20 protein-coding genes are annotated in these 24,273 nt (G+C 38.0%); 11 read left to right on the forward strand and 9 right to left on the reverse strand.

Annotation, left to right across the window (positions count from 1 at the left end):
* Positions 1 to 58: 58 nt before the first annotated feature.
* Both porT and ubiE read right to left on the reverse strand, forming a co-directional pair.
* Positions 59 to 835 carry a type IX secretion/gliding motility protein PorT/SprT gene (porT, locus tag ABIB40_RS17245; protein WP_354360640.1) on the reverse strand — a complete coding sequence of 259 codons (777 nt, stop codon included), beginning with the start codon at positions 833 to 835 and terminating at the stop codon, positions 59 to 61.
* Positions 832 to 1,563: a bifunctional demethylmenaquinone methyltransferase/2-methoxy-6-polyprenyl-1,4-benzoquinol methylase UbiE gene (ubiE, locus tag ABIB40_RS17250; protein ID WP_354360641.1), complete on the reverse strand. Its 732-nt coding sequence runs from the start codon at positions 1,561 to 1,563 to the stop codon at positions 832 to 834. The genes porT and ubiE overlap by 4 nt, the downstream gene beginning before the upstream one ends.
* Positions 1,564 to 2,089: 526 nt before the next feature.
* Here ubiE and yihA point away from each other — a divergent pair.
* Genes yihA through ABIB40_RS17265 form a run of 3 tightly spaced genes read left to right on the forward strand, consistent with a single transcriptional unit; the run spans position 2,090 to position 5,353 of the window.
* The gene (gene yihA / locus ABIB40_RS17255; protein WP_354360642.1) at positions 2,090 to 2,707 is read left to right on the forward strand and encodes a ribosome biogenesis GTP-binding protein YihA/YsxC; all 618 of its coding nucleotides are present in this window, start codon (positions 2,090 to 2,092) and stop codon (positions 2,705 to 2,707) included.
* Between the two features lie 49 nt (positions 2,708 to 2,756).
* Positions 2,757 to 3,623 (forward strand): UbiA-like polyprenyltransferase, encoded by an 867-nt coding sequence (locus ABIB40_RS17260; protein WP_354360643.1) that lies wholly within the window; start codon positions 2,757 to 2,759, stop codon positions 3,621 to 3,623.
* Between the two features lie 23 nt (positions 3,624 to 3,646).
* On the forward strand, positions 3,647 to 5,353 hold the full coding sequence (locus tag ABIB40_RS17265) for a M3 family oligoendopeptidase (RefSeq protein WP_354360644.1): 1,707 nt from the start codon (positions 3,647 to 3,649) through the stop codon (positions 5,351 to 5,353).
* A gap of 176 nt (positions 5,354 to 5,529) precedes the next feature.
* On the opposite strand, the gene ABIB40_RS17270 is transcribed toward ABIB40_RS17265, so the two are convergent.
* Positions 5,530 to 6,294, reverse strand: coding sequence for a response regulator transcription factor (locus ABIB40_RS17270; protein ID WP_354360645.1), 765 nt, complete (start codon positions 6,292 to 6,294; stop codon positions 5,530 to 5,532).
* 92 nt (positions 6,295 to 6,386) lie between these two features.
* On the opposite strand from ABIB40_RS17270, the gene ABIB40_RS17275 reads away from it, so the two are divergent.
* Positions 6,387 to 7,037, forward strand: coding sequence for a DUF1349 domain-containing protein (locus ABIB40_RS17275; RefSeq protein WP_354360646.1), 651 nt, complete (start codon positions 6,387 to 6,389; stop codon positions 7,035 to 7,037).
* 301 nt (positions 7,038 to 7,338) lie between these two features.
* Here ABIB40_RS17275 and ABIB40_RS17280 read toward each other — a convergent pair whose 3' ends face one another.
* The gene (locus ABIB40_RS17280) at positions 7,339 to 8,544 is read right to left on the reverse strand and encodes an MFS transporter (protein WP_354360647.1); all 1,206 of its coding nucleotides are present in this window, start codon (positions 8,542 to 8,544) and stop codon (positions 7,339 to 7,341) included.
* Between the two features lie 292 nt (positions 8,545 to 8,836).
* Between ABIB40_RS17280 and ABIB40_RS17285 the strand changes: the two genes are divergently transcribed.
* Positions 8,837 to 10,792, forward strand: a complete 1,956-nt coding sequence (locus ABIB40_RS17285) for an amino acid permease (RefSeq protein WP_354360648.1) — start codon at positions 8,837 to 8,839, stop codon at positions 10,790 to 10,792.
* Between the two features lie 352 nt (positions 10,793 to 11,144).
* On the opposite strand, the gene tnpA is transcribed toward ABIB40_RS17285, so the two are convergent.
* From tnpA to ABIB40_RS17300, 3 genes are all read right to left on the reverse strand, one after another.
* Positions 11,145 to 11,606, reverse strand: coding sequence for an IS200/IS605 family transposase (tnpA, locus tag ABIB40_RS17290; RefSeq protein ID WP_354360649.1), 462 nt, complete (start codon positions 11,604 to 11,606; stop codon positions 11,145 to 11,147).
* 11 nt (positions 11,607 to 11,617) lie between these two features.
* Positions 11,618 to 15,151, reverse strand: a complete 3,534-nt coding sequence (locus ABIB40_RS17295) for a leucine--tRNA ligase (RefSeq protein WP_354360650.1) — start codon at positions 15,149 to 15,151, stop codon at positions 11,618 to 11,620.
* A 322-nt stretch (positions 15,152 to 15,473) separates the two neighbouring features.
* Positions 15,474 to 15,842 (reverse strand): lipocalin family protein, encoded by a 369-nt coding sequence (locus tag ABIB40_RS17300; RefSeq protein WP_354360651.1) that lies wholly within the window; start codon positions 15,840 to 15,842, stop codon positions 15,474 to 15,476.
* Positions 15,843 to 16,023: 181 nt separating this feature from the next.
* On the opposite strand from ABIB40_RS17300, the gene ABIB40_RS17305 reads away from it, so the two are divergent.
* From ABIB40_RS17305 to ABIB40_RS17330, 6 genes are all read left to right on the forward strand, one after another.
* A complete protein-coding gene (locus ABIB40_RS17305; RefSeq protein WP_354360652.1) occupies positions 16,024 to 16,902 on the forward strand; it encodes a cell division protein FtsX in 879 nt (292 codons plus the stop codon).
* Positions 16,902 to 17,129: a DUF3098 domain-containing protein gene (locus ABIB40_RS17310; RefSeq protein ID WP_354360653.1), complete on the forward strand. Its 228-nt coding sequence runs from the start codon at positions 16,902 to 16,904 to the stop codon at positions 17,127 to 17,129. The genes ABIB40_RS17305 and ABIB40_RS17310 overlap by 1 nt, the downstream gene beginning before the upstream one ends.
* A 136-nt stretch (positions 17,130 to 17,265) precedes the next feature.
* The gene (locus ABIB40_RS17315) at positions 17,266 to 18,060 is read left to right on the forward strand and encodes an undecaprenyl-diphosphate phosphatase (protein ID WP_354360654.1); all 795 of its coding nucleotides are present in this window, start codon (positions 17,266 to 17,268) and stop codon (positions 18,058 to 18,060) included.
* A gap of 9 nt (positions 18,061 to 18,069) precedes the next feature.
* Positions 18,070 to 18,810: a tRNA pseudouridine(55) synthase TruB gene (truB, locus tag ABIB40_RS17320; protein WP_354360655.1), complete on the forward strand. Its 741-nt coding sequence runs from the start codon at positions 18,070 to 18,072 to the stop codon at positions 18,808 to 18,810.
* A gap of 74 nt (positions 18,811 to 18,884) precedes the next feature.
* Entirely contained in the window at positions 18,885 to 19,895 is a 1,011-nt protein-coding gene (locus tag ABIB40_RS17325) for a bifunctional riboflavin kinase/FAD synthetase (protein WP_354360656.1), read from the forward strand.
* Positions 19,896 to 20,387: 492 nt separating this feature from the next.
* Positions 20,388 to 22,598: a cation:proton antiporter domain-containing protein gene (locus ABIB40_RS17330; protein ID WP_354360657.1), complete on the forward strand. Its 2,211-nt coding sequence runs from the start codon at positions 20,388 to 20,390 to the stop codon at positions 22,596 to 22,598.
* An 80-nt stretch (positions 22,599 to 22,678) separates the two neighbouring features.
* Here ABIB40_RS17330 and ABIB40_RS17335 read toward each other — a convergent pair whose 3' ends face one another.
* Both ABIB40_RS17335 and ABIB40_RS17340 read right to left on the reverse strand, forming a co-directional pair.
* Positions 22,679 to 23,623 (reverse strand): peptidase associated/transthyretin-like domain-containing protein, encoded by a 945-nt coding sequence (locus tag ABIB40_RS17335; protein ID WP_354360658.1) that lies wholly within the window; start codon positions 23,621 to 23,623, stop codon positions 22,679 to 22,681.
* A gap of 2 nt (positions 23,624 to 23,625) precedes the next feature.
* Positions 23,626 to 24,225 carry a hypothetical protein gene (locus ABIB40_RS17340; protein ID WP_354360659.1) on the reverse strand — a complete coding sequence of 200 codons (600 nt, stop codon included), beginning with the start codon at positions 24,223 to 24,225 and terminating at the stop codon, positions 23,626 to 23,628.
* Positions 24,226 to 24,273: the final 48 nt, after the last annotated feature.

Genomic DNA, 24,273 nt, shown 5'->3' on the forward strand with positions numbered 1-24,273 from the left:
TTTATTCTTTAATGTAATTGACGAAACAACAGTTAAAACCGATTTTTGATTTCCTAGTTTATTGAAAAATCAAACTAAAAGTAAGCTGTCTTTGCGTTAATTTATTTATTGGTGTAGCAAAAGCGGTATTGCTATGTTGCAACACATCATTAGGGGTATAGGATAGTTTAATTTCTGGAGAAACTTTTATGTATTCGAAATAAAAATCCATACCCAGAGCTGCCTCGTAAGAGAAAAAACTCTTGTTTACCTTTAAATATTTATTTAATGGAGATTCGCCGTCATCAAATGTTTTCTTTTTAGAAGCAAGGTCAAAAGACATTTTTGCTCCACCCAGAAAGTAGGCCCTAACATTATTTACCTTATTAGATTGAAGTTTTAATGATAAGGGGAGTTCAAATAAAGTAGCTTGAATTTTTTTTTCTATAGTGGCATCGAAATTCCGCACCTGCCCATTTTCAAACGTAATTGGTTCCGCAGTTTCGTAATCATACCTAACGATACGATCAGAGAGCACTAAGGATGGGGTAACGCGCAACTGAAAGTTTTCAGTAATCCGCCGTGAAATCAAAAAGCCAAGCCCAAAGCCGGGTTTCGGGGGGCTCGAAATCGCGTTTATGGATTGAGTTACCGGAAAAGGCGACTCATCTGTAAGGTCGAAATATCGTTCTCGCCAATTTGGATTCTTTAAAATCTTATATTCTGCAGATATATATTGGAAAACATAACCAAAACTCCAATCTTCATCGTCTACCGCATTAGACCAATTTTGCGCTTTGGCAGATAGATGAAGCGTGCCGATGGCAATGATGAGAAAAGCTAACTTTTTCTTCATTTTATGCCTACATAAATAGAGCTTATACCGAAAGTAAGCTCTTGCTGTTTAGTGCTTTTGAATCCAATTTTTTGCAGCATAGAAAGAAAGTCTTCGCCATCTGGAAAGGCTGCAACCGATTCTGGCAAATATTCATAAGCACGTTTATCTTTAGAAAAAACCTTTCCAAAAAATGGGGTAACCTGTTTAAAATAAAACTGATAGGTTTGCTTTACCGGAAAAACCTTGGGTTTCGAAAACTCCAAAATCACAATTTTACCGTCGGGCTTTAATACTCTGTACATATCGGCAAGCCCTTTCTCTAAATTTTCGAAATTGCGCACACCAAAAGCAACAGTAATGGCATCGAAGGTATTGTCTTCAAACTGCAACCATTCAGAATCTCCAAGCTGTACAGAAAAAACAGTTTGCAGGTTTCGTTGGATAATTTTTTCTCGAGCAACATTCAGCATCCCTTCAGAAATATCTACGCCAACTACTTTTTCGGGTTTGAGTTTTTTGATGGCCTCAAATGCAAAATCGCCGGTACCTGTAGCAACATCCAACATCACTCTGGGTTGTATGGATACCAACTCTTTAATCGCCTTTTTTCGCCATAAAATATCTATACCGAGCGATAGAAAATGATTTAGGAAATCATAGGTGCCAGAAATATTGTTAAACATGGTGGCAACCTGGTCTTTTTTGGTTGCGTTCTCTAATTGATATGGTGTAATTTGTTGTTTCATGCTTGTTGCCAAAGATAAGTTTGACTCAATTGTTAAGTAATTTAAAATTTGCCCGCCCTTTGCCTCTCGCTGTCCTATCCGGACGGGAGTCTTAATTTTTCTTGATAAAAATTAACAAAAAAACCAAGGCTGGCACCCATTTGGGTAAAAATTCGCCAAGCTGTTTAATGTCGATGATTCGAGGCCTTTCCCTTTACCTAATTCCAGCCCACGGCTGCGAATCCTCTTCGCTGCAATAACTCGTAAGGTTTTTGCAAGCTGCTTTAGACGTTTTTCCCTCCAAACAGTTGCTAGGCCAATCCCAACGAGTTGGCTATAGCATTTGTTTAATAAAGTGTAGGTTGCAGTTTTACCAAAACTTTATCCTCGACACCCATATGAGCTTTTTGCCATTCACATCGCAAATATAAAGAAAAACTAGAGGAGTGTGAGCGCCGAGCGCCGAAGCTCCAAAATTTACATTATTGCTAAACTTAGCTAGCAATTGATCGGCATTACAGTAAAAACAAATTTCTACCTTTGTAAAATGATTATTAAAAAGGCAAGTTTTGTTTGCAGCAACACACAAGTATCGGCTTTGCCAATTCCTAATAAGCCAGAGTATGCATTTATAGGAAGATCTAATGTGGGTAAATCTTCGTTAATAAACATGTTGGTTAACCAGCACGGCTTGGCAAAAACATCTCAACGGCCGGGCAAAACGCAGCTTATCAATCATTTTTTAATTAATGAGGAATGGTACATTGTAGATTTACCCGGCTATGGTTATGCAAAAGCATCTAAAACGAGTAGAGAAAAATGGGAGAAATTTATTCGAGCCTACCTCACGAAAAGAGAAAGCTTGCAATGTATTTTTGTACTGATAGATAGCCGATTAGAGCCGCAGCAAATAGATTTAGAATTTTGTTATTGGCTTGGCGAAAAACAAATTCCATTTACGCTTCTATTTACAAAATCCGATAAACAGGGTTCTGGCATTACTGGCAAAAATGTTGGCGCTTTTAAAAAGAAATTAGGCGATTGGTTTGAGGTAATCCCAACAGCCATTGTAACCTCTGCAGAAAAAGGCACGGGTAAAGACGAGGTGTTAAGTTTTATCCACGAAGTAAATAAAGATTTTGCAATGCCAATTATTGATTATTAAAAATGACGCTCGATAAAATTAGTGATCGCTCTCTCAGTATTAACTGTTTATGAAAAAATATTTTTCGCTGGTGCTTTTTGCACATTCTATATTTGCGTTACCTTTTGCCATGATTGGCTTTTTTCTTGGGGTAACCACCACAGAAAGTCCGTTTTTATGGCAAAAACTAATTCTGGTGTTGCTCTGTATGGTTTTTGCCAGAAATTCTGCCATGGCCTTTAACAGGTATTTGGACAGAGCCATCGACGCCAAAAACCCCAGAACGCAAATGCGCGATATTCCGGCTGGCAAGGTTTCTGCAAACGAAGCTTTAACCTTTGTAATTATTAATTGTGCGTTATTTATACTTGCCACGTTTTTTATCAATAGGCTTTGTTTTTTCCTTTCTCCCATTGCCCTATTTGTGGTCTTATTTTACAGTTACACCAAAAGATTTACGGCTCTTTGTCACTTTGTATTAGGGCTGGGATTATCTCTTGCTCCAATCGGCGCTTATATTGCAGTAACAGGTCATTTTGCGCTGGTCCCAGTATTGTATTCTTTGGCCGTGCTTTTTTGGGTAAGTGGTTTCGATATTATTTACGCCTTACAAGATGAAGATTTCGATAGAGAAGAAGCACTGTTTTCTATCCCATCTACGCTTGGAATAAAAAACGCCCTCAATGTTTCAATACTGCTCCATGTACTTTCTGCCGCCTGTGTAATTTTACCAATTTTTTTAATGCCGAACACCTTTAGCTGGGTTTACTATATTGGAGTTTTCTTTTTTTGTAGCGCATTAATTTATCAGCATTTATTGGTAAAACCAACCGACATAAGCAAGGTAAACCGGGCTTTTGCCACTACAAATGGCATGGCTTCCGTTATCTTTGCACTTTGTTTCTTAATTGACGCCCTATTAAAAAACTTTAGTTAATTTTTCATCTAGACCATTTATCCATGCAAATCGCAAAAAAACAACGCAACTATATTCCCGAAAATTTAAACATGACTTGGGAAAGCTTAGAACCAATTTTAAATGAACTTACAACAAGAGATATAAATAGCGTTACTGAGTTAGAAAAGTGGCTTCAAAATCGCTCGGAATTAGAAGCTGCTTTAGAAGAAGATTTTGCTTGGCGTTACATTAAAATGAGCTGCAATACTGCAAATGAGCAATTGGTTAAAGATTTTCAATATTTCGCCACCGAAATTGAACCGAAAATATCTCCTTTGGGAAATGAGCTAAATAAAAAATTTGTAGACAATGCTTTCGCGGATGAATTAGACGAGGAAAAATACTTCGTTTATAAAAGAGGCATCACCAAAGCCTTACAACTTTATCGCGAAGAAAATATTCCACTTTTTACCGAACTACAAGTAAAACAACAAAAATACCAAGCCATTACTGGCGCTATGTCGGTAGAAATAAATGGCCAAGAATATACACTAGAGCAGGCCTCAATTTTTATAAAAGATGTAGACCGAAGCGTTAGAGAAAATGCATGGAAAACCATTCAAAATAGAAGATTGGTTGACAAAGACGATCTAAATGTACTATTTGATGAGCTTGTCAAATTAAGAAATCAGGTTGCCCTTAATGCAAACTTCGAAAACTATAGAGATTATATGTTCCAGGCTTTGGGGCGCTTTGATTATACCGCACACGATTGCTACGATTTTGCCAATGCCATAGAGCAAGAAATTGTGCCAATACTGAGAGAACAGGCAGAAAAACGTCAACAAGCATTGGGTTTAGAAGAACTGCGCCCTTGGGATATGGATGTAAGCACCAGCGGGAAATCTGCTTTGAAACCATTTAACAATGGTGCCGAGCTCATCGATAAAAGTATCGCCTGCTTTAATGCCATCGACCCAAAACTAGGCGAAAAGCTTGAAGCCATGAAAGCAAATAACTTGTTTGATGTTGAAAGTAGAAAAGGCAAAGCACCAGGTGGTTACAATTACCCATTGGCAGAAACCGGCGCACCATTTATTTTTATGAATTCGGCAAACTCTTTGCGAGACTTAACCACCATGGTGCACGAAGGCGGCCATGCGGTGCATACTTTTTTAACTGCAAATTTAGAACTCAACGATTTTAAACATTGTCCATCAGAAGTTGCAGAACTTGCCTCTATGAGCATGGAACTGATTTCTATGGATTTTTGGGATGTGTATTTTACCGATCCCGCAGAACTAAAGCGCGCCAAAAAAGAACAATTGGCAGATGTGCTAAAAACGCTGCCATGGGTTGCCGTTATAGATCAATTTCAACACTGGATTTATACCAATCCGGAGCATAATGCTGCAGATAGAGAAGAGACCTTTAAGCAAATTTATGCACGTTTTGGTGGCGGCTTTGTTGATTGGACAGATTTCGAACAACAATTTGGCAACGTTTGGCAGAAACAACTGCACCTGTTTGAAGTACCATTTTATTACATAGAATATGCCATTGCACAACTTGGGGCAATTGCCGTTTGGAAAAACTACAAAGAAAATCCTACACAAGCATTAGAGCAATACTTGGCTGCATTATCTTTAGGCTACACCAAACCGATGAACGAAATTTACGAAACTGCCGGAATAAAGTTTGATTTTAGTGCTGAGTATGTAAAGGAACTGGCAGATTTTGTAAAAGAAGAACTGGCGAAGTTGGATTAGAAGAAAATCGTTGTTAGGTACGAAGCAATCTTAATGCACCAGCAAGGCGAGATTGCTTCGTACCTCGCGAGGACGATGGGAAAAATTTATAGAAACTGAATTTTTGCAAAGTTGCATAGTTTCAACTGACGAATGAGCCCAACGAACGCGATCTGCAACTAAATCTTTAAAAAATGTTAAATCAGCTGCATTAGCTCTCCAATACGGCAAGCCTCGTGAGAGTTTTTTACCATTAATTTTTCTAAAATATTCTGGCGATGCCTATTTACCGTATTCGTGCTAATGGATAATAAACCTGCAATCTCTTTACTTATTTTTCCAACTCTTATGAGTTTTAAAATTTCTTTTTCTCGTGGCGATAAAAGGTTAACCGATTTTTGATTGTCGGGCTTTATAATTTCCCCCGTAGCAGAATTTAAGATTAAGCGATGTGGCTTTTGAACCGCAAAATCATCATCCAAAAAATTATAGAGGCAAAGTGCAAGCCAAAGACTTCCATTTGGCAAATTAGAAACATAAAACATACGGTGCTTAATTAAAATATACTTTCCCATTTGGTCGAGCATTCTAATTTTGCTGCTCACGTAATAATTGTCTCTTTCGGCCAAAGGCATGTTTCTTATCATATTAAAAAACTGTAGTTCAAGCAAATGCTTATCCATAAGGTCGTCTGGATGGATTCGATTTAATATTTCTCTTTCCCAAATCGAATTTATTTCTTCGGACTCTTGCCGCCGAGAAAGACCCAACTCTTCAGCTATACCGCCATGATAAATGTAGCTCCTATTTGCTTTCATATCGCTAAGAACAGCGATTGAGTTCTCTATTTGAGCATACATAAACGCCATATACCGATAGTGAGACAAACCAATCTGCTTATCATTATCATCGCTAAAAACCTGAGATAAAAGCTTTTCATTTAATGCACTTAAAATATTCATCGGGTATGGTTATTAATCAGCATTGACCGCTACTTGGCAGTGTTATACATTTGTTAAATTAATACTTTTATGGTTATTAACTCAAAAAACAAATGAAAAAAATTATTTTAAGCATCATTACAGTCGCAATGGCGCAAATAGGATTTGCCCAAACCTTAGAAAAAATGCAGTGGTTTAACGAGCCGAAACAATGGGAAATAAAAAACAAGACCTTAAGCATGTTTGTAACACCGCAAACCGATTATTGGCGGATTTCTCACTACGGTTTCACGGTAGATGACGCACCATTTTATTATACCACGTACGGTGGCGAATTTGAAGTTAAAGTAAAGATAACTGGCGACTATAAAGCTCGCTTTGATCAAATGGGACTAATGATAAGGATTGACCATGAAAATTATATCAAAACAGGAGTTGAATTTGTAGATGGAAAATACAACCTAAGCACCGTTGTAACCCATAAAACAAGCGACTGGAGTGTAACTACCTTAGATAAAACTCCTGATTTTTTGTGGATCAAAGCTGTTAGAAGATTAGACGCTGTAGAAGTTTTCTATTCTTATGATGATAAAACTTATTTGCTGTTGCGAAACGCAAATCTTCAAGATAACCATCCTGTTATGGTTGGTTTAATGGCTGCCAGCCCAGATGGAAAAGGCTTTAATGCCAAATTCGAAGGTTTCCAGGTAAAGCATCTGCCAGATCAAAGACGGGTAGAATGGCTAAAAAAGAACGCCAATTAGGCATTTCCGATGGTGGCTTAGGATAACATCATCTAGCAAAAGACAGAGCTGGCCAAGCTAGATTAAAAGTTTAGGGTTTAGGGTTTAGAGAGAACTTCCCCGAGCAAAAATTGTGTTAGTTTCTTTTAAATGCTTTGGGCGCTTTTGCCCGCTTTCCACTATATCTTTCTTTGGCAAAAAGAGCCAAAGAAAGTATGCCGCTTCAATCGGGAGCGCTAGCGTAATGGAAATAGAAAAAAGAAAAAATCGCCCTATCTTTATTCCTTGCTCCTTACTCTTTGTTCCTTAGGTAATTTAGTTTTCAAGATAAATGTCCGACTGCCGAATTCCGACCTCCGATTTCCCTTTCATCTTTCCTTTTAAATCTTAATATCAAAAACATCACTATACTAGACAACACAATCATAATGAGGTAGCTGTAACCTAAATTAAGTTCATCTTTTGCGGGTACTAAACTAACTATGCCATAACTTAAAAAAGAAACAATTACATAAGTAATGCCACCGGTTAAACCACCAGAAATGCCTCCATTCTTTGGGAATTTTGACAAGCAAAAAGTAAAATAATTGTTAAAAGTGAAGCCAGCACAGATGTGAATGATAAAAGCAAAAGCAATCATCGAATATAAATTGCTTATAAAATGCACGCTTATAATCATCAAAATCGCAAAGCCAGCTTGCAGCGCTATATTAGCTGCCATACGTTTAAAAAACGGCTTATTTATGGTTGCTTTTCCTATAAAGCCGCCAACCATCCAAGCAAAGCCCAAAATTAGCGAGCTGTATCCGGCAACTATTGGGGTTAATTTTAGATGATGCTCAATAATAAACGGGCCAGTCATGTTATAAACCATTACCATACAATATGCCAAACCAAGCATCACAATACCCAAACTGAAGCTTGTAGTTTTTATCATATTTAAATAGATACGCGCAATGCTTTTTAATTTAAAAGCAGTAAAATAAACGAGCGTTTCACCTCCGAAAAGGATTTCTAAAACCACAAAAACCGCAGCAAAAGCGCCTAGAAAATAAAAGTTAGACTCCCAACCAAATGCAGTTTGCAAATAACCCCCAATAAATGGCGCAACAATTGGCCCGGTAGACCAAATGATGGTAAATAAACTTAGGTAATGTTTTAACTTTTCGCCCTCAAATTTATCTACAAAGTAAGCACGCTTGGCAACAACTATAGCACCTGCCGTAATGCCATGTACTACACGAAGTAAGTAGATAAAATAAATATTATGTGTATTTGCAATGAGCAGACTTGCCAGAGCAAAAACAACTAAGGACCATAATCCTATTCTATACCGTCCAAAGCTATCTAAAACACTCCCAATAAAAAGTTGAGATACGCCATAGCTGATTAAAAATATACTTAAAGTAAGTTGTACATCTACATCACTTACCCGCATTTGGCCGGCCATGGTGGGTAGCGAGGGAATATAAATATCGGTAGCAAAGCCAGAAAGTGGAATTAAGCCAAAGGATATCAACGTTGCCATCGATATATTTTTCTCTTTCGCTTTTGTTAAACTTGATTGCATGGATTTCTCTCTTCAGATTTGCCCTCCGAAAAATTGCTCGATGGGTTAAATGGGCTGCAAAAATACCACTTTACGAAACAAAAATATGCCCTAATTCTTTTAATGACATTATCCATAGGATTAGACAGGCGAGCGGCGAAGCCTTTAAATTTGTAGTCGAATTGTAACCATTGCAAACGAAATACTCCAAACAATGCCTGTTTTTACACGATATTTTTTATGTTTGAGAAACACAAGAACCAAACCATCGATGTTCGACAATCTTTTTAGAAAGAAATCTATTGACAAAATATTAAAAGATGCGGCCAATGGATACGGCGACCACGAAAATTCACTAAAAAAAACGCTTGGCGTAAGAGACCTAACCGCTTTTGGTATTGCTGCCATTATTGGCGCAGGGATTTTTAGCACCATAGGCAAAGCCAGCGCAGATGGCGGCCCCGCAGTAATCTTTTTATTTATATTTACTTCTTTAGCGTGTAGTTTTGCTGCATTTGCCTACGCCGAGTTCGCGTCTATGGTTCCTGTTTCGGGGAGCGCCTACACGTATTCGTATGTGGCATTTGGAGAATTGGTAGCTTGGATAATAGGTTGGTCGCTTATTATGGAGTATGCCATTGGTAACATAACCGTGGCCATTTCTTGGTCAGATTATTTTACAGGGCTACTCTCTTCTATTCGAATACCGGCACTGGGGATTGATGGAATTAATATTCCGAGCTACATGACCATGGATTATTTAACAGCATCTAACGGCCATGAACATGCGCAAGCTTTAATAAATGCAGGAAAAAACTTAACGGCACTTGATCCTGCAACTGCACTTGCAAATAGCGCTTGGCTGGCTGCACCAACTATTGGCGGATTCCACTTAGTGGCAGATTTGCCAGCTTTAGGAATTATTATTTTAATTACCTGGTTGGTTTATCGGGGCATGAGAGAAAGTAGAAATGCCAGTAATGCCATGGTGGTTATAAAACTCGCTGTAATTTTACTGGTACTGTCTGTTGGTGTTTTCTATGTAGATACTAAAAACTGGCATCCCTTCGCTCCAAACGGCGTTTCTGGAGTTTTAAAAGGAGTTTCGGCAGTTTTCTTTGCCTATATCGGTTTCGATGCCATTTCTACTACGGCAGAAGAGTGTAAAAATCCACAGCGAGATTTGCCACGTGGCATGATGTGGGCAATTATTATTTGTACTGTTTTATATGTTGCAATTGCCTTGGTTTTAACCGGAATTGTTAAATCCGATACATTGGGCGTCGGCGATCCGCTAGCATTTGTATTTGATCAAATAAACTTAAAACTAATGAGCGGCATTATTGCTGTAAGTGCGGTTTTCGCAATGGCGAGTGTATTATTGGTTTTCCAAATGGGGCAACCACGTATTTGGATGAGCATGAGCCGAGATGGTTTGTTGCCAAAACGGTTTTCTAAAATTCATCCAAAGTATAAAACACCTTCTTTTGCAACTATTGTGGTGGGATTTGTGGTGGCGGTTCCATCGCTTTTCATGAATCTTACCATCGTTACCGACCTCTGTTCTATAGGTACGCTGTTTGCGTTTGTATTGGTTTGTGCAGGGGTTTTGGTTTTACAAAACAAGCCAGATGTAAAGCGTGGGAAATTTAAAATCCCTTATGCAAATAGTAAATTTATCATCCCTGTTTTGTTTGTTGCTTCCATCGCCTTTGGCTTTTTAAAATTTGGCAAGCAAACCAAAGAGTTCATCTTCAATACGCCAAGAACGGTAGAAACCATCAGTTTGGTCACCTCATTAAACAACCACGAATTAAAAGTGCTGAAAGAAGAGATTGTCAATAGCGCAAATCCAAAAATTAGATTGGACAGATCTGTTGATGCAGAATCTTACCTAAGTAGCCTGCCTCCAACACGGTATGAGCAATTTATATCGGCTTCTAAACTACCCATCGAAAAACGCTATGAAAGTGGCTGGGGATTGTTTAAACACAAAATACCGATGTGGATATTTTTATTTATCTGTGTAGTAATCTCTTATTATTGCGTTACGAAAAACCTGAGCTTAATTCCTGTACTAGGCTTGCTCAGTTGCCTATACATGATGTGCGAGCTTGGCATTTCTAACTGGATTGGTTTTGGCATTTGGCTAATTATTGGTTTGGTAATCTACTTTATGTACGGCTTTAAGCACAGCAAGTTGCGGCACGGCGAGTTGGTTGATTAGTGTCATCGCGATGAATCCCGATGTTATGATTTCGGTCGCTCCCATGGAGCTACAACTCAAAGTGCCATCGGCACGACCGAGCTAATATCCTAGGGTTTTAACCCTAGGCACCATAGTTTGTTTCTCGTCAGGATGAATCCCGATGTTATGAAATCGGCCGCTCCTACAGAGCAAACTAAACCGAACTCATATCCTAGGATTTTAAGATTCTAGACAACTTTCGCTCTTTCATGCATCGGGATGAATCCCGACGTTATGAGTTCGGCCGCTCCGATGGAGCTTGTAAAAAGTGCCATCGGCACGACCGAGCTAATATCCTAGGGTTTTAACCCTAGAAAATAGACAAATATCCCTACATCAAATCTTCAAACAAATACCGCTCATCATAATCCACTTCAAATGCATCTAGCAATTTTGTGTATTCTTCTTTGAAACTCTCCTTTTTATGATGCATTTCTTGATTTGCGATATAGTGATACACCGCATCAGTATGAGATTTGCTGTAGCTGAAAGCGCCAAATCCGCGTTGCCACTCAAACCGTTCAGGCGTCAAATGATTTTCATTAATCCATTTGGAAGACTTTGCCTTAACTCCTTGCATTAAATCCGAAATAGACAAACTTGGCTTTAATACAAAAAAACAATGCAAGTGGTCTTCAACCCCATTTACAATTAAAGTTTTGCATCCTGTCTCATTAATCAGATTGGAAATTACTTTAATCAAATCTTTTTTCCACGATAAGTCAATTACTGCGTTTCTATATTTTACAGCAAAAACTGTTTGAATGTAAACTTGTGAGTAAGTATTCCCCACAGTTCAAGACTTTAAACCACCACATTAATAATCTTTCCTTTTACAAAAATGATTTTCTTAATGGCTTTGCCATCTAAATACTTTTGAAACTGTTCGTCGGCCAATAAAATTTCTTCAGCTTCGGGTTGAGTTAAAGTTAAGCTCAATTGAAGGTTCATTTTCATCTTACCATTAATGGATACAGGATACGCAAATTCATCTTCGACTAAAAAAGCGGGATTAAAAATTGGATACTCCACAAAAGACAATGTTCCTTTCTCATTACCTAAAAGCGTCCAAAGTTCCTCGCAAATATGTGGTGCATAAGGTGATAATACAATTACCAAATCTTGCAGAATGCTGCGCTTATTGCATTTTAAATCCGTCAACTCGTTTACCGCAATCATAAAGCTAGATACCGAAGTATTGAACGAAAACCGCTCAATGTCGTCTTGCACTTTTTTGATGATTTTGTGTAACGCCTTTGACTCTGCTTTTGTTGGCTCGGCATCTGAAACGTTAAAATCCCAGTTTTCGTTGTTGTGGAACAGACGCCAAAACTTGCGCAAGAATTTAAATACGCCTTCAATGCCATTGGTATTCCAGGGCTTACTTTGCTCCAACGGGCCTAGAAACATCTCATACATGCGCAAAGTATCTGCGCCATAACGTTCAATCAAATCATCGGGATTAACCACGTTGAATTTTGACTTAGACATTTTTTCTACTTCAACGCCGCAAATATATTTACCGTTCTCAAGAATAAACTCAGAATCCTCAAATTCAGGTCTCCATTTTTTAAACTTATCTATGTTTAAAACATCATTTTCTACCATGTTCACATCAACATGCAAAGCTTGGAAAGAACTTTTATATAACGAAACCTCTTGAACTCCAAACTGACCCAAATGCTTAATAAGTAATAATCTTAACTCTTCTAAAAATTCATTTTCTTCGTTAAATTGAACCTGTTCATTAGTTCCATAATAAACACCAGTTTTTGTAAATTTTAAGCTAGCATATTGACTAAAATCTTTTGTAAATTTTTGGAAACTAGAAAACAGCTCGTGAGAAATGAATAAATTTAGATTAAATCCTACTACATTATCTTTTCCTTCAGAATCCCGAGCTCCACCTACGTTATATTGAGTTAGCCTATAAACATAAACAAAACTACTCCTCCCCTGAATCATCCCTTGATTAATCAGCTTTTTAAAAGGCTCTTCCTTATTTACGTAACCCAAATCTTTTAAAAACTTGTTCCAAAAACGGCTGTACAGCAAATGGCCAGTGGCATGTTCCATACCGCCGATGTATAAATCAACATCTTGCCAGTAATCTATCGCTTTTTTATCCGCGAAAGCGCCGTTGTTGTTTGCATCCATATAACGATACCAATACCAACTGCTTCCTGCCCAACCTGGCATGGTGCTTAATTCATAAGCCCCACCTAAATCCTCCCCGGTGGGGAGGACTTTATCCCTTGCAACTCCTTCCTCGGTCTGTGTGACTTTTAAATCATGCATAGAAGCAAGTTTCTGTTCAATTTGCGCAACTACGCCTTCAGGGTTTTCTATAACTTCCTCATTCTTAAATCGAATAACCTCATAATTATAGAGCGACAGCATTTCTGTTCTCTGCTTATCCTCTTCAATTATGGAATCGTGATATTTTCCATCTACCTCAACTACTAAGCCTTTCCTAAGAGAAATAAAATCAACTATATACCGATCGACAGGATGCTGTCTCCTAAATTTAACACCAGTTTTGTCTCCTCTTAAGAATTGCCACAATACGTTCTCAGCATCCGTTGGTTCTTTACGATGTTGCCTTGCGTTATCTTTTAAGTTTCCATAATACGCTGGGTCTGCTTTAGCACGGTAGGCGTCGCTCGGCTCCATCCCCCCTGGGGAGGGCTGGGGTGGGGCTTTGTATGCCCAACCTTCTGCACGCGCCAAAGGTGGCTCTCCAGTTTCGGTTGGTAAATATTTATCTATTTCTGGAAGCACCAATGGCAGCTCTTCTTCCTTAATTAAATACGGCAAACCGTTTGCAAAATACACCGGGATAGGTTCTCCCCAATACCTTTGTCGGCCAAAAACAGCGTCTCTTTGTCGGTAATTAATTTTTGCTTTCCCTGCGTCGTTTTCTTCCAACCAATTGTTTAAAAAAGGAATCGCTTCGGCGTAACTCATTCCGTTAATGAAACCAGAATTGACATATTTTCCTTCTTTGGTTGGGTCTGCTTGAATGTCTAAATCCTTCTGTCCACTCAAAATCTGTGGAATAGGCAAATTAAAATGTTTTGAAAACAACCAATCGCGTTGATCGCCACTTGGCACGCCCATTACTGCGCCAGTTCCATATCCTGCCAATACATAATCGGCAATCCAAATAGGCACAAGTTCTTCATTTACCGGATTGATAGCATAGCTACCGGTAAATGCACCAGAAACGGTTTTTGTATCCGCCATGCGGTCTAGCTCCGACTTCTTCTTGGTATCTGTAATGTATTTTTGTACGCTTTCTTGTTGCTCTGGCGTGGTTAGGCTCACAACCCATTCATGCTCTGGCGCAAGCACCAAATAAGAAACACCAAAAATGGTATCAACACGGGTGGTAAAAACCTCGATAAAGTTAAAAGTTGAAGGTTCAGGGTTCAAAGTAATTCCTTTCGACTTTAAACTTTCAACTTTAAACTTTACTGACGCTCCAACGCTTTTTCCTATCCAATTGCGTTGCATTTCTTTTACTGGCTCGGGCCAATCTATGGTATCTAATCCCTTCAATAGTCTATCGGCATAAGCGGTAATCCTCATGCTCCATTGCATCATTTTTTTCTGTTCTACAGGATGACCTCCACGTTCAGAAAAACCATCTTTAACCTCATCATTGGCCAAAACAGTTCCTAAAGCAGCACACCAGTTTACGGTACTTTCCTTTAGATAAGTTAGGCGGTATTTTAAAAGTTCTATTTGTTTTTCTTGCTGAGTAAATGTTGCCCAATCGCTTGGCAAAAAAGTCCTTATATCATCATCACAAACTGCTTTCACATCGGCTGTGCCAGCTGCATTGAATTTTTCTATAAGCGTGGTTATGTCTTCTGCCTTATCGTTTTCTACGTTGTACCAAGAATTGAACAACTGCATAAAAATCCATTGTGTCCATTTGTAATAAGACGCATCGCTGGTACGCACTTCCCTACTCCAATCGAAAGAAAAACCAATTTGATCTAGCTGCCTGCGATAAGTGGCAATATTTGCCTCGGTAGTTACAGCCGGATGTTGACCAGTTTGTATGGCGTATTGCTCTGCTGGTAGACCAAAAGAATCGTAACCCATGGGGTGAAGCACGTTGAAACCCTTTAACCGTTTATATCTAGCAAAAATATCTGAAGCGATGTAACCGAGCGGATGGCCAACGTGTAATCCTGCTCCAGATGGATAAGGAAACATGTCTAACACATAATATTTTGGTTTATCTGAAGAATTTTCTACTTTAAAAGTTTGCTTATCAGCCCAAAACTTTTGCCATTTTTGCTCTATTTCTCTAAATTGGTAATCCATTGATAGGGATATTTTTTTTGAAGGGCAAAATTAGAGAAATTAAGGCGCTTTAGGAAACGGAGAAAAGTGACAAGTTGAAAGCTCGAAGCAGAAAGCTGCTCACTGAAAGCTGAAAACTGTTTGCTATTTACAACTCGCTAGCGTTAACGATTGCAGCGACTGCTTTTTTTCTGCTATCGGCAGAAAAAAACTACAGTCCCGCACGTGCGGGATGGTGTAAACGCCCAAAAAAATCAAAGAAATTTTACAATTGGAATTGGAGTTAAATAAAAAGCACCTTGAAATGTCATCCAAGGTGCTTTATAATATCTTTATATCCTCTTTAACGAGTTAAAGAATACGTACTCGTTGTATTATCTTTATCATTTTTAGCGTTAAACTGTAAAGTATTTCCATCAAGAATTACATCAGTACAATAATAATTACCGTCAGAAAAACTCATGTTGAAGGTGTTCGCCACCACAATATAAGTTCCAATTGTGGTATTAGTGCCCAAGTTTCGCTCCACTTGGTCATTATCATTTGAGGTAAAAGTAAAATAATCGTCAACGGGCGAATCTATTCCCTCAATTTTGGTAACATTCCATTTACCAATCAATTGCGATTTTAATGAGGTGGTATCTTTTTTACAAGCAACAAAGCTTGTAGCGATTGTTAATAGGATAACAAGTAGGGTATTTTGCTTTTTCATTAATGGTTTTTTATGTTTGTTTAATTTAATAACGTCGGCTTCTCAAATTTCGTACCGTTTTAGAATTAAAGAAGCCTTTTTGAACTAAACCTGCCTAATCGGGGTTAAAATTGCAAACTCTATTGTTTTGTTTAGACTTATCCGTCTATAATTTATATTTTCGCAGAATAAAGATAAACACATGGAAGAATTTGAAGTAAGTGACGCCTCCAGAAAAACCAAGACGGTTTATATTTCTACCATTTTCAGTATCGCATTGGTGCTCTTAATGTTGGGATTACTTGGTTTGGTTCTAGTACACGCAAAAAATCTGTCCAACTATGTTAAGGAAAACATCGTTTTAAATATTATTGTAGATGAGGGCGCCAAAGATGCAGATGTGCTTGCTTTTCAAAAAGAACTGAAAGCAAACCCCGCCGTAAAAGAAACCCAATACGTAAACAAAGAACTTGCCGCAAGAAATTTAACAAAAGATTTAGGTGAGGATTTTGTGACTTTTTTGGGATATAACCCACTTACCTCAACTTTTGACGTTTACCTTAAAGCAGATTACGCCAACACTAAAAGTATAGAGACGCTTAAAACTCAAATTCAAAAAAACCCTTTAGTAAAAGAGGTGGTTTACCAAAGTTCTTTAATAGATATGGTAAATAAAAACATAAGCACCATTAGCCTCTTTATTTTGGCGTTTGCAGCAATTCTACTTGTAATAGCGGTAGCGTTAATAAACAATACCATCCGTTTGGCCATTTATTCGCAGCGCTTTTTAATTAAAAGTATGCAGCTTGTTGGTGCAACTAAAAACTTTATTAGACGTCCTTTTCTATTGTTTGCCGCACTACACGGTTTAATCGCCGCATTTATAGCCATTATTATTTTGTTGGTTACTTTAATGTACGCCCGCAAAGAAATACCAGAAATAATAATACTTAACAACCCTACCGAGTTTGGTTTTGTATTTTTACTTTTGATTATTATTGGCATAGTAATTACGGGCTTAAGCACTTGGTTTGCCGTAAGCAGATATTTGCGTTTAAAATCTTACAATCTATATAGATAATGATAGAAAAAAAATACAGCCCTGCAAAGCAGGAGCAAGGAGACCCGAGTTTAGTATTCGGTAAAAAAAACTACCAATTACTTCTCATTGCAATTGGCATTGTAGTAGTTGGTTTTATATTGATGATGGGAACTACAGATATTTACGATTTCAGAAAAACACTGTTGGCCCCAATGGTGGTGTTGGCAGGGTTTGCTTTTGGGGTTTACGCTATCTTAAAAAGATAAAAATTTGTAATTACCATAATTGAAAAATTTGCTAAAGGGGTTTTAATACTCCTTTAATTTTTGATGCTTAATTTTAAAAAAGTTTCAAAGTACTATTACGCCTATTTTAACCCTTTTTTCCGCGCATATTTAACACATGACTTATTTTCAAACCATAATCCTGGCCATTATAGAAGGATTAACAGAGTTTCTGCCAGTATCTAGCACTGGCCACATGATTATTGCCTCATCTGTAATGGGCATAGCAAGCGATCCATTTGTAAAGCTTTTTACCATTGCCATACAGTTGGGCGCTATTATGGCGGTAGTGGTATTGTATTTTAAAAGGTTTTTTAAAACGTTAGATTTCTACTTAAAACTTTTTGTAGCTTTCTTGCCCGCAGCATTCTTCGGACTGCTTTTTAGCAACCTGATAGACGAATTGCTAGAAAGCCCGCTTACGGTTGGCATAATGCTATTTGTTGGCGGCATTATCTTGTTGTTTGTAGATAAATGGTTTAACAATCCAACTGTGCACGAAGAAGAAAATGTAAATTATTGGACAGCGTTAAAAATCGGTTTCTTTCAATGTATTGCAATGATTCCTGGCACCTCGCGTTCGGCAGCGACCATTGTAGGTGGTATGAGCCAAAAACTGGATAGAAAAGTTGCCGCAGAATTTTCTTTCTTTCTTGCTGTACCAACCATGTTCGCGGCTACCGCCAAGAAAATGTTAGACTTTTATAAGGCCGGCTATACGATTAGCCACAAAGAAATAAACCTACTAATTGTTGGTAATGTAATTGCATTTGTAGTTGCGCTTATCGCGATTAAAGCATTTATAGATTTCTTAACCAAGCATGGGTTTAAAATGTTCGGTTGGTATCGAATAATTGTTGGGCTTGTTATTATTGTGATGTTGTTGATGGGTCACGATTTAAAAGTGATTTAATCTTTATTTTTGCAGAAAAACATTTTGATCGAAGAAAAATTTCTTAAAGACTTTAATTTTGCAGAAGGCGAACTGTTGCTTTTCAATAAACCTTACAAGTGGACTTCTTTTGACGTGGTAGGCAAAATTAGGAATTCACTTAAACCTTTAAAGCTCAAAGTTGGCCACGCTGGCACTTTAGATCCCTTGGCAACCGGCCTTCTTATACTTTGTACGGGTAAACTCACCAAACAAATAGACACTTTCCAGGTAGAGGAAAAGGAATATGTAGGCACCATGACCCTTGGTGCAACCACGCCTTCTTTCGATTTGGAGACGGCGATTAGTCAAACCTTCGATATTGCCAATATCAGTTCTGAAGATATTCTTAACGCAAGAAAAGATTTCTTAGGAGAAATTGTTCAATATCCACCAGCTCACTCTGCTGTAAAAATAAATGGCGAAAGACTGTATGTAAAAGCCCGTTTGGGAGAAGAAGTAGAACTCAGACCTCGATATGTTACCGTTAGCGAGTTTGAGATTACCAACATTAATCTTCCAGAAATAGAATTTAAAGTGGTTTGTAGCAAGGGTACTTATATCCGCTCACTTGTTTCTGATTTTGGCAAAAAACTAGATAACGGAGCTTATTTAAGCAAACTAACGCGAACCCGTAGCGGCAACTTTTTATTGAGCAACGCTTTTGAAGTACAAGATTTTGTTGCTTATTTAAAAGCAACAAAAGAAGCCGTAAAATCACCTGAACATTAAGGCCATAGAAACAAAAACTATCTACTTATGTTCTAAAGCCACATTAACTTATAAACTAAACTTGTTGTTTTCTTGTGAAAATTTATCATAACCTATCGGAGTTTAAAGCCCTAAAAAATGCTGTGGTAACCATTGGTACTTTTGATGGCGTACACATCGGTCATCAAAAAATCATTAAGCAAGTGGTAGATTCGGCGAACAAACAAGGCGCTGAAAGTGTCATTTTAACTTTTTTCCCGCATCCGCGGATGATTATAGACCCCGAGAATCAGAATTTAAAAATGATTTCTACTTTGAGCGAAAAAGCAGAAATGATGGAAAAGCTGGGTGTCGATCATTTGATTATCACACCATTTACCCGCGATTTCTCTAACCAAACACCTGCAGATTACATTAAAAATATCCTGATTAAAAACATAGGCACCAAGCAAATCATCATCGGGTACGATCATCGTTTTGGCAAAAATAGATCTGGAAATCTAAATGACCTAAAGCAGGCGGGTAAAGATTACGGTTTTACCCTAGAAGAGATTGCAGAACAAGACATCCACGATGTGGCCGTTAGTTCTTCTAAAATAAGAGAGGCCATTTTGGCGGGAGATGTAAGTTTGGCAGCCGATTATTTGGGTTATCCTTTTTCTATATCAGGGCAAGTAATTAAAGGCGATAAAATTGGTAGAACCATTGGCTTTCCTACCGCAAATATTTTTGTAGAAGAAACTTACAAGCTTATCCCAAGCGACGGTATTTATGCGGTTACGGTAGAAATGGGTTCGGAAGTTGGAGGTCGTAAGTCGGAGGTTGGAAGCGAACTGCAAAAGCCCTATACCCTAAACCCTAAACCCTCAACCTTTATTGGTATGGCTTACATTGGCCAAAGGCCAACCATTAATGGAATGACCAGAAATATCGAGGTAAATATCTTCGATTTTAACAAAGAAATTTACGGACAAAAGATCACAATGAATTTCTTAAAATTTCTGCGTCATGATGAAAAATTCACCAGCCTAGAAAACCTTAAAGTACAGCTCCAATTAGACAAAAAAAATACGTTGGAATACTTTGCACTTGAGTATAAAGGCTGAGGCTGGGATTAAGGTTAAGGCTGAGATTGAGGTTGAGATTAACGTTCAGACTGATCTGTCATGCTGAACTCGTTTCAGCATCTTTTCTAATTACTCGCATATTGAAAGACTCTGAAACGAATTCAAAGTGAAGCATCAGCGGCCATTAGCCCAGTTATTTTAGATTCAAAAACTCTGCATTCCCTCCCTGCCCCCACAATGTCATTAACTTAAGGAAAAACCAATAAAATGGTGTCATCCAGAGCTTGTCGAAGGACAACCATTTTATTGGTTTTTGGATTTTTTTAAGGTCTTCGACAGGCTCTGACTGACAAACGATTTCTTTAAGTTAATGACATTGCCCTGCCCCCTTTAATCCTATCCTCATATCTAGTAGCTAACATCTTTATCTAATCTCCGCTTTCTTGCAAAACGAATCGGATTGATTTCTGACTTCCGATTTCTGATTTCCAGTTCGCCCCTCTCAATTATTTTTAATTATATTTACGCAACATGCACTTACCCTATCTCATTTCGGATCTTGGCTTAATACTTGCCGCAGCAGGAATTACAACGCTAATTTTTAAGCGGATAAAGCAACCTCTGGTTTTGGGTTATATCCTAGCAGGATTAATTGTTGGCCCTCATCTAGACTATTTTCCCACAGTTACAGATTTAAAGAGCATTAACATTTGGGGCGAGATTGGCGTTATTTTTTTGCTCTTTAGTTTAGGACTAGAATTCAGTTTCAAAAAATTGGTAAAAGTGGGCGGTTCTGCGTCTATTACAGCAATTGTTAAAGTGTTGTTTTTAATGGGCGCCGGCTATCTGGTAGGAAAAACGCTTGGCTGGAGCAATATGGACAGTCTTTTTATGGGCGGTATTCTATCTATTTCCTCCACTATGATTGCCATTAAGGCTTTTGAAGAGCTGGGCTTAAAACATAAAAAGTTTGCCGCACTGGTTTTTGGAGTACTCATAGTAGAAGATTTAGTAGCCATTTTGTTACTTGTGCTCTTTTCTACTTTGGCGGTAAGCCAGCAATCTGCCGGAACCGAAATGTTTTTCTCTATTTTAAAGCTAGGCTTCTTTTTGGTTCTCTGGTTTTTAGCAGGTATTTTCATTATCCCATCCTTTTTAAACGCTACAAAAAAGCTGATGAATGACGAGACCATGTTGGTTGTCTCTTTAGCGCTGTGTTTAACGATGGTTGTTTTGGCAGATCGGGTTGGGTTTTCGCCTGCATTGGGCGCATTTATTATGGGCTCTATCTTAGCAGAAACTACCCAGGCAGAGCGCATAGAACATTTAACAAAATCTGTAAAAGATTTGTTCGCGGCCGTCTTTTTCGTTTCTGTTGGAATGTTGATAGATCCAGCGATGCTGGTAAAATATGCAGTTCCGATTATAATTGTAAGTTTAGTAATTATTTTCGGGAAGGTAACCAGTACCGTTTTCGGGGCGCTTTTATCTGGACAACCACTAAAAACATCAGTTCAGGCAGGTATGAGTTTGGCGCAGATTGGAGAATTTTCCTTCATCATTGCTTCTTTAGGATTGAGTTTAAAAGTTACCAGTGGTTTTCTATATCCAATCGCTGTCGCTGCATCGGCCATCACCACTTTTATCAGTCCGTATTTAATGAAACTCTCAGAGCCCTTTTATAATTTTTTAAACAAAAAATTACCAAGGCGGTGGCTCAAAGCCATCGACAATTACAGCTCTAGCACAGAAGGCATTACTAAATTGAGCGACTGGCGTCTTCTATTGCGCGGGTATTTAACCAACACCATCATTCACGGAGTGCTCATTACCTTTATCATTACCTTATCTTTTAGATATTTAGAGCCTTTTTTAAAAGACCACATAAGTAATTCTGTCCAAGCAAAAATAGTTGGAGTGGTGGCTTCTTTTATTGTAATTGCGCCTTTTCTATGGGCTCTTTCTTTTAGAAGGGTGGAAAAAAAAGCCTATTCTCACCTTTGGTTAAATAAAAAATACACCCGCGGCCCTCTAGTTGCCATAGAACTTTTTAGGGTTTTATTGGGGATTGCTTTTGTGGCCTTCTTAATTTATAAATCTTTTGATACATGGATCAGCGGCACAATTGCGATAGCTTTGATGATTATCGGTATGATAATTTTCTCTAAAAAACTCCAATCTTTTTACGATAAGTTGGAAAAACGGTTTATGTTAAATTTAAACGATAGAGAAGCGCAACGTCCGTCCATACTTCCTTGGGATACGCATTTAACAGAAATTAAGGTTTCGCCAGAATCAGAAGTAGTGGGAAAAACGCTTTCTAGTTTAATGATTAGAGAAAAATATGGCGTTAACATTGCCATGATAGAGCGGGGAAGAAACACCATCCCAACACCTGGAAGAGATGAAATGCTTTATCCAAATGATAAATTACTACTTATTGGAACAGATACACAGCTTGAAGAAGTTAAAGCCCTATTAGAAATAGATTTGCCTGAGGAAGACGAGACGCAGTTTCCAGAAAAGGAGATGAAACTGCAAAAAGTGGTAGTACATTTAGAATCTCCGGTATTTGGTCAGAGCATTAAAAATGCAGGTATAAGAGAACGAGCAAAAGCACTTATTGTAGGAATAGAACGTGGCAATGAACGGATTTTAAACCCCTCTTCTGAATTTGTTTTTGAGAATGGCGACGTGATTTGGATTGTGGGAAACCAGAAGAAAATTAGAGAGGTGCTTTAATATTGTACTAGGCTAAGCATAAAAACCTTAGGAAGAATCATATTTCCAGAACATTAAATGCTATGTAAGTTTAATTTGTGCTAAGGAACAACAGTTGCTGAAATTGCGAAGTTTGTTGATTTATCGGGAAAATACTTATACTGTTTCCATTCATTTTTTATCGTTAACACCCACGCTCCGTTTTGTTTCCCACGTGGTAAGAGGCCAATAAACGGTTGAAAAATATTACCACGATCTAAGGTATGAGGGGGAGCATCATAAGCGATTCCATGTTTATTTAGCAGAACAAGTTGTTCATTATAAGGTATTCGTAAAACCTCTATTGCTACAAAAAAGGCAGCTGTTGGGATGGTAATTTTATATTTCGACAAATCTATTTTTACCACTTTTTGTACCGTATCAACCACTTGTATTACCTCGTTACAAAATTCTTTCCCCGGTGTATCCGAAAGCGAATCGAGTGTGTACAACCTTATCCTAAACATTGCCCTTTTCAAATCGGCATCAAAACCATCATTCCTAAGAAAAAGTACTAGTCTATTGACCGTAACACTGGTTAACGCTGAGCCAGCTTTTTCGATTACAAATTTTTGCGCATATTGGAGATAGTTGGGGTTCTCGTACCTTTTGCCAAGGCCGATGAAATAGAATACGCTATCCTTATCAATGCCGTTCAGTTCGGAAGGTTTAACTTTAGCAGAGTTACGGCGAGCTGCCTTTAGATTTGGATGAGTTTCTTCAGTTAGGTTGATTATCAAATCTTTGCCTTCCTTTGGAATGGACACTGTTAAATCTTCGAAACCTTGCGCCTTTACTAAAAGCGTATCGATTTGGCTATCTTTTAGAAAAAAGACTGAGTTGCCTTTTTTATCTGTGTTAAATGCAAATTCGGCATTTTTTAAGATGACCAATGCATAAGGAATTCTTTTATTTTCTTTATTTCTTACCGAAATGCTCAGCTCGCGCTGCCCAAAGCACCTAAAGACCCCCAAAATTGAGATTAGGATAAGTATGGCTCTCTTCATTGCTAAAATTTAAGAAGCGTGGGGCTTATAGATATCGCACCGTTGTTAATGTCGGCCCACTTCCCAGTATATTCCGATCTCGTAACATACGTTTCCTCAGCCTTGCTGTTGAGGTAAAGGGTAGGCTCATATTCTATAGTATAAACCGCTTTTAATGCTATATCACCAAATTTATGAACAGAGGGATCCAAATTATATCTTTCATTTTTTGGGATGTATAATTTTTGGATAGAAATATAAAATTTCTTGGTGGTAAGATATAGAGAATCGACCTTTACATTGACCACATCTTTACTTTTTGAATTAGTCTCAATAGTATAAGATCTTATTTTTTTTCCTGGAAATTTATTCCTCTCGCCCCCCTCATAAACGTTAATTATAAAAGTAGAAAAGGGGTTAAATAACGAGGATGCATCTTCTCCGTAATGATGGAAATCATAATTAAACTTTATATTTTGTAATTGCCAGTTACCTTCGTCCAAAGAGAACGATTGCGCTACTTCGTCTTGACAGAGAAAACCTAAAAATTTCGCCCTTGAAAAATGATTTAAGGTAACTAAGTAATTAGAATAAAATAATGTCGTATTTTGTTGTTTTGACAATTTAAATTCAGTATATTTATCTCATTATGAGGTATGTAACACTTAAAC

The organism is Pedobacter sp. UYP30, assembly GCF_040547165.1.
Lineage (GTDB): Bacteria > Bacteroidota > Bacteroidia > Sphingobacteriales > Sphingobacteriaceae > Pedobacter.

Coding starts and splice junctions, on each gene's coding strand:
- porT (WP_354360640.1), bottom strand. CDS start 835: ATGAAGAAAAAGTTAGCTTTTCTCATCATTGCCATCGGCACGCTTCAT.
- ubiE (WP_354360641.1), bottom strand. CDS start 1,563: ATGAAACAACAAATTACACCATATCAATTAGAGAACGCAACCAAAAAA.
- yihA (WP_354360642.1), top strand. CDS start 2,090: ATGATTATTAAAAAGGCAAGTTTTGTTTGCAGCAACACACAAGTATCG.
- ABIB40_RS17260 (WP_354360643.1), top strand. CDS start 2,757: ATGAAAAAATATTTTTCGCTGGTGCTTTTTGCACATTCTATATTTGCG.
- ABIB40_RS17265 (WP_354360644.1), top strand. CDS start 3,647: ATGCAAATCGCAAAAAAACAACGCAACTATATTCCCGAAAATTTAAAC.
- ABIB40_RS17270 (WP_354360645.1), bottom strand. CDS start 6,294: ATGAATATTTTAAGTGCATTAAATGAAAAGCTTTTATCTCAGGTTTTT.
- ABIB40_RS17275 (WP_354360646.1), top strand. CDS start 6,387: ATGAAAAAAATTATTTTAAGCATCATTACAGTCGCAATGGCGCAAATA.
- ABIB40_RS17280 (WP_354360647.1), bottom strand. CDS start 8,544: ATGGCAACGTTGATATCCTTTGGCTTAATTCCACTTTCTGGCTTTGCT.
- ABIB40_RS17285 (WP_354360648.1), top strand. CDS start 8,837: ATGTTCGACAATCTTTTTAGAAAGAAATCTATTGACAAAATATTAAAA.
- ABIB40_RS17295 (WP_354360650.1), bottom strand. CDS start 15,151: ATGGATTACCAATTTAGAGAAATAGAGCAAAAATGGCAAAAGTTTTGG.
- ABIB40_RS17300 (WP_354360651.1), bottom strand. CDS start 15,842: ATGAAAAAGCAAAATACCCTACTTGTTATCCTATTAACAATCGCTACA.
- ABIB40_RS17305 (WP_354360652.1), top strand. CDS start 16,024: ATGGAAGAATTTGAAGTAAGTGACGCCTCCAGAAAAACCAAGACGGTT.
- ABIB40_RS17310 (WP_354360653.1), top strand. CDS start 16,902: ATGATAGAAAAAAAATACAGCCCTGCAAAGCAGGAGCAAGGAGACCCG.
- ABIB40_RS17315 (WP_354360654.1), top strand. CDS start 17,266: ATGACTTATTTTCAAACCATAATCCTGGCCATTATAGAAGGATTAACA.
- ABIB40_RS17330 (WP_354360657.1), top strand. CDS start 20,388: ATGCACTTACCCTATCTCATTTCGGATCTTGGCTTAATACTTGCCGCA.
- ABIB40_RS17335 (WP_354360658.1), bottom strand. CDS start 23,623: ATGAAGAGAGCCATACTTATCCTAATCTCAATTTTGGGGGTCTTTAGG.